Consider the following 10,961-nt stretch of genomic DNA (forward strand, 5'->3'; position numbering starts at 1 on the left):
ATTTAAATTAGCAGTTTGAAAGCGAAAGGGGAGGACGGGGCTTTCGCGTCTAGAATACATTTTTACTAATTACAACATCATGAAAAGCGGAGGTACATTTATGCAAACAAGTAAGCGTCAATTGAAACCGAAGAGACTGATGTGGATCTGTATGCTGATCTTCACTCTGATTTTTTCGTTGTTGCCTGTGAAGCAGTTGACAGTTCAAGCAGAGGGTTTCAAGATATGGCAAAAAGTAGGAGATAAGGGGTTTTCGTCTGGTAACGTGGAATATACAACAATAGCGCTAGACAGTAACAATACTCCTTATGTTGCCTATAGCGATTCAGAGCATGAAAATAAAGCGACTGTGATGAAACACAATGGAAGCAGTTGGGAGACTGTAGGTAATGAGGGTTTTTCAGCAAGTGGGGTTAGTTACTTATCGATCGTGATCGATCGTTATGATAGCCCTTATGTTGCCTTTACAAACACTACAAACAAAGTAAGTGTGATGAAATATAACGAAGAACAAGGAAGCTGGGAGTCCGTAGGAAGTGAGGTGATTTCATCCGGTGCGTCTTATTTTCCAACGATTGCGCTAGACAGCAATGGTACCCCTTATGTTGCCCATGAAAATAATGGAAGTCTCGGCCAATATAAAGTCACCGTAAAGAAATACAATGGAAGTAGTTGGGAAGCTGTAGGAGAGGAATTTTTTTCGAAAGGTATATCTGTTAATCCAACAATAGCGCTGGGCAGTAATGACATCCCTTATGTTGTCTATTCTGATGCAGAGCACGACCTTAAAGCGACCGTGATGAAATATAACGAAAAAGAAAGCAGCTGGGAGCCTGTAGGGAATGAGGGTTTTTCGTCTGCTGACGCGTACCGTCCAACAATAGCGCTAGACAGTAACAATACCCTTTATGTTGCCTATATCGATGTTAAGGAGAATTATAAAGCGACCGTAATGAAGTACAACGGAAGCAGTTGGGAACTCTTAGGTCGTGCGGGTTTTACGAACAATTCTATTGACTCTCTGTCGATAGTGCTAGACAGTAACAATATCCCTTATATTGCTTTTAAAATGATAGGTAAAACATACGTGATGAAATACGACAAAAATGGAAATGATTGGGGCACACTGGGAGGTGGGATAGTGTCATCCAATTGGAATAACTCTTCGTCGATAGCACTGGACAGCAATGATAGCCCTTATGTTGTCTATCGTGATGAGGAATACTCCAATAAAGCAACTGTGATGAAATTTACTAAGGCACTTAAGTTTTCTGTGAATGCAGTGGCCGCCTCGACGACACCTGAAGTTGGAGCGGATAATGAGATCACGCTGACTGTAATGGATTCAGAGAACAACATAGATACGACGTTTAGCGGAACATATCATGTGACAATTTCTGGTTATACAGCAGCATCTAACGGTTCTTATGGCAGTATTAACGATACGGAATTGACGGCAGATCCAAGCACGATTAGTGTTACGTTTGAAAGTGGTGAAGCCACAGTGGACCTGAATCTGAACCATGCAGCCGCACAACGGGTCAAATTCAGCGTGGAGGATGTATATGAACCAGATGTTTGGATGTCAATTAGTCCTGTAGCGGGTAGTTCGATAGAGATGAAGCTGACGGCAGACATTATAGCACCTACAAGGAATGAAGGTGCGTTTGCGCAACAACCGGTTGTGACGTTGTATGATGTTTATGGGAATATAAGCAAGGGCGACAGCAGCACGGTTGTGACCGTATCGAAGAAAGATGAAGGTGCGTGGACGCTGACAGGAACACCGACGGCCACAGCAAATAGTGGTGTTGTAAGCTTTAAAGACATTGGTGCAAATAATAAAGAAGAGGTATTAGAAGCCCAGCTCGCATTCGATGCGACAAATTTGACTCAGTTGACGAGCCAAACGGTAACACTACCGCGTAGGCCCCCAGTCGTGTCGTCTGAACCAGTGGAAGAACCGGTAACACTACCGAGTAGACCTCCAGTCGTGTCGTCTGAACCAGTGAAAGAGGAGAAGGAGACACCGGTAACACCAGAGCCTAAGGGAAATGTATTTAATAGCAATGTTGTTCATGAGGTCCATTTATTAAATATGATTGAAGCTAAAGTAGCCGAAGCGAAGAACGCAACCGATATTATTGATTTTACTGACACGAAAGATCACTGGGCTGAGAATACGATTCATACGTTCATTAAGTTGCAGCTGATTAATGGATACCAAGATGGAACGTTTAGGCCGAATAGTCCTATTACTCGTGCAGAGTTTGTAACGCTTTTGCATCGTGCATTTAATATTCAAGGTGGCAGCAATACGAGTATTGTATTAAAGGACATTGGTGATAGCTGGGCTAAACAAGCGATTGAGAATCTTGTAACGGTAGGAGTAATCCATGGCTACTTAGATGGTACATTCAAGCCGGATAACACGATTACACGTGAAGAAATGGTCACCATCCTATCCCGTGTGGTAGAAATGAATAACGTAGTAAAAGATACAACAAAAGGAAACTTTAATGATTTGAATAATGCTTATGCAGCTGGCGAGATTAAAGCAGCAGCTCAAGCAGGTTTTATTAGCGGTAAAAGTGATGAGAGATTCGACCCAAAAGGTAATGCGACACGTGCTGAGGCGTTGCAGATTATTTTGAATGTGTTGGAGCGTAACCCACAGTTAAAGACGTTGCTAGAATCACTTATCTAGTATTTGTAGGCACATTCCGAAAAGGGCTAATGGCAGTATTATAGTCGTACAACAAGTAGATATTAAGAGGCTATCTTCAAAGAGAAATCTTTGGAGTAGCTTCTTTTTTCTGCTTTAACAGTTAACCTAATAATGATTCAGCAGTTTTAAGCCTAATGCATCATTTCTAAGTTCAGGATGTGCATTTTGTGGGAGGTTGATATGTCGACCATCATACAAAAGTAGGGGAACAGTCTAAGCATTCGCATTCCTAGCCAGATTGCCGAGCGTATTGCGTTAGCCAAGAATCTGAAGTTGACTTGGTGGGGAGTTATGATCATACGCTTATCGTAATCACCCATACAATTCGAGGGGGGGGGATGAAGTATTGCTCCCCGATGGTTTGTTGTTTAACGGGGGGGGATTTTGACGGATCACATTAAAAAATCTTGATTGGCGAGCTAGACTCTTCGATATTGTTGGAAAAGCCCCGAATGAAGTAGTTAATAAGAGCTTAGATAAAATACACACATTTTTATAGCGATTATTAATCTAATCATAACGCCTATAAAGTTACTGATAATTGTAAGGAGCTTGGTCGTTTGTTCATTAGGCTCTTTTCGCATTTAAAATGATACAGGGAACCTCATTATAAATAGTGGTAAAACAGAGGTACGTGTTAAGGGTAGAGGCGTGGATGTTAAATATCCATGTAGGTATTTAAGGAAGCAGCATCCGTACAACTTATTGCATCAGCAAATAAACGAAAGGTCCCGACAAAAGCGGCCTGGAAATCCGTTACCGGTTCATATTTGAATTCATACTGCGGCAGGAGCTTATCGATCTCGACAAGCGTTTCATAATCGTAGCTTTGCCACTTCCCGGATTCATCCAGAGTAGCGATTCTAGGATCATAATATTACCAAGACAAATTAAAATCAATACTAAAATAACTAAGAACATTACCGAAGTAGTGTAATATTAATTCTTAGTAAAATGATTTATAATAATGGTAAAGGAGTTGGAGGGAAGAAATGAGCACAAGAGGGGCAACCAAAGAAGCTATTTTGACCGCAAGCATCCAGTTATTTAATAAATATGGATTCGATCAAGTCACGGTCAATCAAATTTGCCAAGAGATCAATGTGACCAAAACCGCGTTTTACTATCATTTCAAATCCAAGGATGAGTTGATTTCCGAGGTTTTTTCGTTTGACAATATGATCTCCAACAATGATGTACTGGACATTCTGTCCGTCACCGATTATGCCGATCAGGCGATAAAAGGCATGGAGATTTACGTGAAGCACATGGTTCGTTTGGGAGTCGAAATGACGAAGGAAAATTACAGGGTCCACCTTCGGAACCAGACCCTTCCGCTCGATAAAGGCAAGTCATCACTATTGAGCAGCGTTATTCCCACGTTGGTTCAACGGGCCAAAGACGCGGGACAGATCAAAAATCCGGCGAGCGCAGAGGATTTGCTTGATTCGATGTGTATTATAGCCAATGGAGCCATTCTGAATTGGGCCATTCTGGGCGGCAGTTTCGATATTCTGGAAGAAACCAGGAAGCGGTTTGAAATTTTATTGGTCGTGTAAGGCGAATAGGGGTTATAAAAGGTAACGCTTCGCTCAAAAGAGGGAGCGTTTTTTAGTATTTTATTTTCTTTTTTAATCTTAAGTTCAATAAAACTTTACCGTGGTATTTACTTTGTTTTACCTCTGTAATATAATTCGAATATTCCTTCGGATTGGAGAGGTTAGATATGGAACCCAACAAAGCAAGATTGATACTGGTTATAGGTGGTACAGGAACACAAGGCGGCAACGTAGCTCGCGAGTTGTTGAAGCACGGTCATCGCGTACGGATACTGACCCGGAACCCGGAGTCGGCTGCTGCTCAAGCGATAGCGGCTAAAGGTGCGGAGTTGATCCAGGGAGACTTGGCCGATGCGGCATCGCTCGAACCTGCTATGGACAATGTATCGGCAATCTTCTCAGCGCAGTACGCTGATCCCTACGATCAGACAGTTGAACCGCGAAATGCCGCAAATATGGTGGAGGCGGCAAGAAAAGCCGGAATCGAACAAGTCGTGCATACCTCGGTCGCCGGCAGCAATGTGTTTCCACGGTGGGATAAATACAAGTATTTGACTAAGACTTGGGAGAATAAATACGAAATCGAAGAACTCATCCGCAATGGAGGTTTCCAAGCTTGGACGATTTTGCATCCTTGCTGGTTTATGGAAAATTTTGTAGAGCCCAACTCGGCCATTATGGCGCCGGAATTGAAAAACGGGGTTTTATTTGGCACGTTGAAGGGAGATGCTCCTCTAAAATTGAATTCCGGGGAGGATACGGCCAAATTTGCGCGCGCAGCTTTTGAGAATCCGCAGAAGTTTCATGGAAAGGATATTAATGTCGCAAGCGACGAACTTTCCATGACGGAGATTGCGCAAACGCTGAGTCGCGTTCTCGATAAAAAAGTGGTCTTCGAAACCTTAGGCGATGAGGAAACCCGGAAACGCGGAATGTTGGAAGGAACGGTTTATTTTATGGAGTGGTTAGAAGAAGTGCCCGGTTACGGCTTCGATATTCAGGAAACAAGAGAGTATGGCGTTGAGCTTAAATCTTTTGCGGAATGGGTTGAGGAGAACAGACATAGATTTGAAATTAACTAAAACAGGAAAAAACTCAAGAAGCCAGATTTTATGGCTTCTTTTTTGCGTTTGCTGGTGGAGCGTAACAGCCTCCCAATCACGATCCTGAATGGAATATTTTGAAGCAAGATCTGAAATCAGAGCATCAAGTTTTTCAAAGAGATGAATGATTTTACGCTTTCTTGCTGAAGGGGATACCCTTATAAACACTGTCGATTCTACACCAAATGAATCACGGGGAGCCGTACCATAAGTAAGACGAAATTTTTCGCATTAATCGATGGCTGGGCGAGGGAAGCTGCCTGGCTTATTTTATTTAGTAACTCTAGATTAGAAATCAGATATAATAGGGAAAGGATTAACACAACCAGATTCGAGGTGCCCTTCAATGATCCTGAGTACCAAGCTTCATATCCCGCAGACGCGGCGCGATGACCTTGTTGAGCGAGCGACGATCACCGAGCTATTAAATAAAGGATTAAAGAGCAAACTTACATCTGTGACGGCTCCCGGAGGGTACGGCAAGACTACAGCTTTGAGTCAGTGGCTGCAGCAGTCCGCTGTACCTGCCGTATGGATTTCCTTGGGCTCTCAAGATAATGATCTGATAGAGTTTTGGAGCTATACGATCGCTGCAGTCAATAGTAAGAACCCCCAATTTGCGGAAACGGTCACCCCGTATTTGTCATCCTTAAAGTCGGGAGCGTTCGAGCCGTTCATCTCAGCTATGATTCGCGAGCTTGATAGCTACTCAGATGACTTGGTCATTATTTGGGACGATTATCATGTCATTGATCTTGTTCCCATTCACGCATCGGTGGCATATTTTCTTGCTTATTTGCCTGCGCATATCCACCTCTATATCATAAGTCGAGCTGAAATGCCCTTTCCTACGGCAAGGTTGCAGACGACTGACCAAATGGTAAAAATCACGATTCAGGAGCTACGATTTCAACTTGCGGAAGGAATTCGTTACTTTCAGGATTGCATGGGGTTGTCACTGTCGGGAGAAAAGATAGCTGTGCTGGTCGACCGCACGGAAGGATGGATTAGCGGACTGTATCTTGCGGCCATTTCGCTGCAAAGAAGTAGCAATTATTCGGATTTTATCCGCGCCTTTAGCGGGGAACACCGCAACATATCCGATTTTTTGTTTCAGGAGGTTTTTAGTCTCCAGTCTAGCGAGATTCAGTCCTTTCTATTGGAAACTTCGATTGTAGACAGGCTGAACGGCCCATTGTGCGAGTCGATTACCGGACAAGTGAATTGTCAGGAGCTGCTGGAAATGCTGGAGCAGCATAATTTGTTCATCGTTTCTTTGGATGATCAGCGGGAATGGTATCGCTATCATCATTTGTTTTCCGGGTTTTTACGGAGGCTTTTCCGGCAGAGGTATGCGGGACAATCGAAGGAGTTGCATGTCAAGGCAGCCCGCTGGTTGGAGGAGCACGATTTTTTGGAAGAAGCGGTTGAGCAACTATTTATGGGTGGGTTTCAACTCGAAGCAAGCGCTTTGATCGAAAAGCATCTGCAAAACCTTCATGCGAAGAGAGGTGTGCTTTATCGATGGTTGCGCGATCTACCGGAGTCCTGTTTTACTGGAAAGCCGGGAATTCAATTTCTTTTTGTCAAAGTGATGGTGGAAACTAATGAATTGGAGTTGGCACAAGCAAGACTTCGCCTAATGGAGGACAAGCTATCGGATCCGGAATGGAAACCTTACGCAGGAACCGTTCATTTTTTGTCCGCGGCCGTTTCTTTTTACCGAAGAGACTTTCGGCGGGCGAATGAATATTTTGAGATATTTGATCGGCATACGCCTGAGGGAAGCTACGTTCAGATGATCGAAGCGAACTCGTATTCGATGTATTTTGATACCTTATTGAGCTTTTTCAATGATTTGCATGATGCAGAGAGATTCTTTAATAAATGGACCAAAGTATGGGAAGAGAGAGACAATTACCCCTACGCCGGGTTTTTCTACAATACGTACAGCTTGCTGTTATATGAGTGGAACCGTTTGGAAGAGGCCGAAGCTTATGCAGAGAGGGTACTGAGGTCAACGTGCATGCAGCCTTATGCTCTTATTCTGTTAGGCGCTTCTGTTAATGCTGCGCGGATCTGTCAGGCCAAGGGGGATTCGGCTAAAGCGTTCCAATGGCTTGAGTGGGTTAAACCTAAGATCAATTCGGTGGACAAAACCATGTTTATGAGGAGGATAGAGGCGGAGAAGGCAAATTTGTCGCTGGCGAACGGCTCTATGGATGAGCGTTGGCTGCAAACATGCGGCATCAAGCATACTGATACGATCCCGCTCGGTCCGATTAAAGAATATCTTATTTTGGCAAGCGCGCTTATGGAACGCCGGGAAGTCGATGAAGCTTTACAACTGCTAGAACAATTGTACCTGCTTGTCGATAAGGCTGATCGGACCTGGGATAAGGTCAAGGTGGTCATTCTACAAAGCATGGCTTTTTATCGAAAAGGAGAGTTGACGAACGCTGTAATGAAGCTGGAAGCGGCACTCCAATTGGCGGAACCAGGGAAATACATCCGCAGTTTCTTGGATGAAGGGGTAAAGATGGCCGAATTGCTGCGTGAATATATCCGGCAAAGGCAGATCAACACAAACCGTAAGTCTGCTAGCATGCTCTACGCCAGGGAATTGCTTCTGATTATTTCGGATTATACGAATGAAACTGCAGGCTCGGGAGTCCCTATCACGAAACAGGAGTTAAAAATATTACGGATGATCGACATGGGACTGTCGAATAAACAGATCGCCGAACAACTTCAAATCACATCCGAAACGGTCAAGAGCCATCTGAAAAGTATGTATAGAAAACTTCATGTGAACAGCAGAGAACAGGCACTGAAGCAAGGAAAAGAATTAAAATGGTTGTGAGAGCTAATTATCGCAATTAAGGAGAATCCTTATTGTACAATAAATATTGGCATGAGGGATATCCCCCATTATTTTAACGTTCCTCCCCCTTAAATGGGGGATTTTTTTTTTTTTGAAATTCTCTTATATTAGGACAACAATGGCAATGATCGACAAGAATGGCGAGGGAATGTTGTTATTTGTCGTCTATAGTCATTTTGTATCGCTGCATCGCCGGTTGCAATCATTATTACAAATAAAGAGGTGTATACGAATTTATGAAACGATCGACATCAAGACTCAAGAGGTGGTCTTCCCGATCAGGGAAGATCGTTCTGGCATTTGTACTCGTCTTGACGCTCATCCCATTCATGGGTGCAGGAACGGCAGTCCATGCTGCCTCGTCAACTTGGCCAGCGGTGGGACAAAGTGTACAACCGTCCAACGTGCAAACTTTGCTCAAAGTGGACAGCACGTTGTATGCGGGGACGGGGAATTTCGGCAATGACGTATGGTCGAACAGTAATGGTACTTGGACACAGATGAGCGGCTCGCCGTCCAATGTGCGAAGCTTTCTCGTTGATGCGGATGGCACGTTGTATGCGGGGGCTTGGGGTGACGGCAATAACGTATCAACGTACACGGCTAGTGGTGGATGGAAGCAGATGCCCGGCTCGCCGAGCAATGTGTATTCCTTGATCGATGTAAACGGTGCCATTTATGCGGGGGCTTCGAATGGCTCTAGCAACGACGTATGGACGTACACGGCTATTGCCGGTTGGACGAAGATGATGGGTTCGCCGGGCGATGTACAAGCCTTGACGTATATTAATGGCACGCTATATGCAGGGACTGGAAGCAACGGCGTATGGTCGAACAGTAACGGTAGCTGGATGCAGATAAGCAACGGCGTTAGCAATCCCAAATATATAGCTTCGTTGCTTAATGTAAACGGCATGCTGTATGCGGCGGGAACTCAATCTGGAGACAACCGCAGCGTTTGGACGTACAATAACAGCAATGGTACATGGACGCCAATAGCCGGTGCGCCGGCCAGAGTGAAAACCTTGCGCTTCGTGAGCGGCACGCTGTATGCGGGAACTGCCTCCGGTGCCGGTCTCGACGACGTATGGACGTACACGACTGGCGACGGTTGGGCGAAGATGAACGGCGCACCGGGCAGTGTATATGCCTTGCTCGATGACAACGGGACGTTGTATGCAGGGACGCAGACCGGAAGGAACGACGTATGGACGAACAGTAACGGCATGTGGGCACAGATGGGCGCTTTGCCAGGCAGAACCAACACCTTGCTTAGTGCCAATGGCACGCTGTATGCAGGGACGGATGACGACAATAACGCCGTATGGGCGTATACGACCAGAGGCGGATGGATACAGATGAGCGGCTCGCCGGGATATGTGTATGCCTTAATTGATGTAAACGGTACGCTGTATGCGGGGACTTCTAATGACGACGATGACAACGATGTATGGACATATGACACGTCTGCTACTACTCCAAAATGGACGCAGATGACAGTAAGCAATGCACCAAGTAACGTATATGCCTTGCTCAATGTAAACGGAACGCTGTATGCGGGGACGAATAACGGCGACAATGACATATGGACATATGATACTGCCGCGACTATGCCTGAATGGACGCAGATGACGACCGGCAGCGCGCCGAGTTACGTAAATACGTTGCTTAATGTGAACGGCACGCTATATGCGGGGAATGCTGCTGGTGGCAATGACGTATGGACATATGACACGACTGCGAATACGCCCGAATGGGCGCAGATGACGACCAGCCATGCGCCGAGTTATGTGACATCCTTGCTCAATGTGAACGGTACGCTGTATGCGGGGACTAGTAACTTTGACAATGACATATGGACCTACGATGCTAACGCGACTATACCCGAATGGACGCAGATGACGACCAGCCATGCGCCGAGTGGTGTGAATGCCTTGCTCAATGCGAACGGTACGCTGTATGCGGGGACAGATAACGATAGCAACGACGTGTGGATGTACAGCAACGGCATATGGGAACAGGTAGTTGGTTCGCCGAGCCAGCTACATGCGCTGCTGGAAGTCGGGGGAACGCTATACGCAGGGGGAATAAACGGTGTAGTACAACTAATCGCTCCCGAAACACCTGCGAATTTGCAATCCAGCAGCACCACATCTGTATCAACTATCCTTTCGTGGGATGCCGTATCAGGAGCGACCGGTTATTACCTCTACGAGAATGGAGACAATCCGGCGATTGCCACTGTATCCGGCACCACTTATACGGTGAGCGGACTGACACCGAATACCTCTTATACGTTTACGGTGAGCGCATTCAATGCAATTGGTGAATCGGAGCAGAGCGATGCAGTCCCTGTTCAGACACTGAGCGCAGACGCAACGCTGACCTCGACGATAGGAACGGTAAGCACAGGCGGAACAGCGGAGGAAAGCATCACGAATGTTCCGTACGCCACGACGTTGAATGAGTTCAAGGCAGCGATCACGCCGGCAGAGAATGCATCGTTTGAAGTCTATGATGCAGACGGAACAACCGTAGCGACGGCTTTGGCAACCGGCAAGAAGGTTATTGTTACTGCGGAGGATGGAACTACGAAGGTAACGTATACGGTAACGGTGAACATAAGCAGAGCCGCAACGTTGACCTCGACGATAGGAACCGTAAGTACGGGCGGAACTGCAAATGAA

The 10,961-nt window shown here is 45.6% G+C and carries 5 protein-coding genes; all 5 read left to right on the forward strand.

Annotation, left to right across the window (positions count from 1 at the left end; translation table 11 throughout):
• The first annotated feature begins 100 nt into the window (after positions 1-100).
• The gene (locus tag ACFVRY_RS22365; protein WP_387502515.1) at positions 101-2,707 is read left to right on the forward strand and encodes an S-layer homology domain-containing protein; all 2,607 of its coding nucleotides are present in this window, start codon (positions 101-103) and stop codon (positions 2,705-2,707) included.
• Positions 2,708-3,720: 1,013 nt separating this feature from the next.
• The gene (locus tag ACFVRY_RS22370; RefSeq protein ID WP_387502516.1) at positions 3,721-4,287 is read left to right on the forward strand and encodes a TetR family transcriptional regulator; all 567 of its coding nucleotides are present in this window, start codon (positions 3,721-3,723) and stop codon (positions 4,285-4,287) included.
• Between the two features lie 167 nt (positions 4,288-4,454).
• A complete protein-coding gene (locus ACFVRY_RS22375; RefSeq protein WP_387502517.1) occupies positions 4,455-5,369 on the forward strand; it encodes an NmrA/HSCARG family protein in 915 nt (304 codons plus the stop codon).
• Positions 5,370-5,736: 367 nt separating this feature from the next.
• Positions 5,737-8,253: a winged helix-turn-helix domain-containing protein gene (locus tag ACFVRY_RS22380; RefSeq protein ID WP_387502518.1), complete on the forward strand. Its 2,517-nt coding sequence runs from the start codon at positions 5,737-5,739 to the stop codon at positions 8,251-8,253.
• 257 nt (positions 8,254-8,510) lie between these two features.
• Positions 8,511-10,961 (forward strand): fibronectin type III domain-containing protein (locus tag ACFVRY_RS22385; RefSeq protein ID WP_387502519.1); only part of this gene is annotated, 2,451 nt, incomplete at its 3' end.

The organism is Paenibacillus sp. NPDC057934 (assembly GCF_042887565.1).
In the GTDB taxonomy this organism is placed as follows: domain Bacteria; phylum Bacillota; class Bacilli; order Paenibacillales; family Paenibacillaceae; genus Paenibacillus_AQ.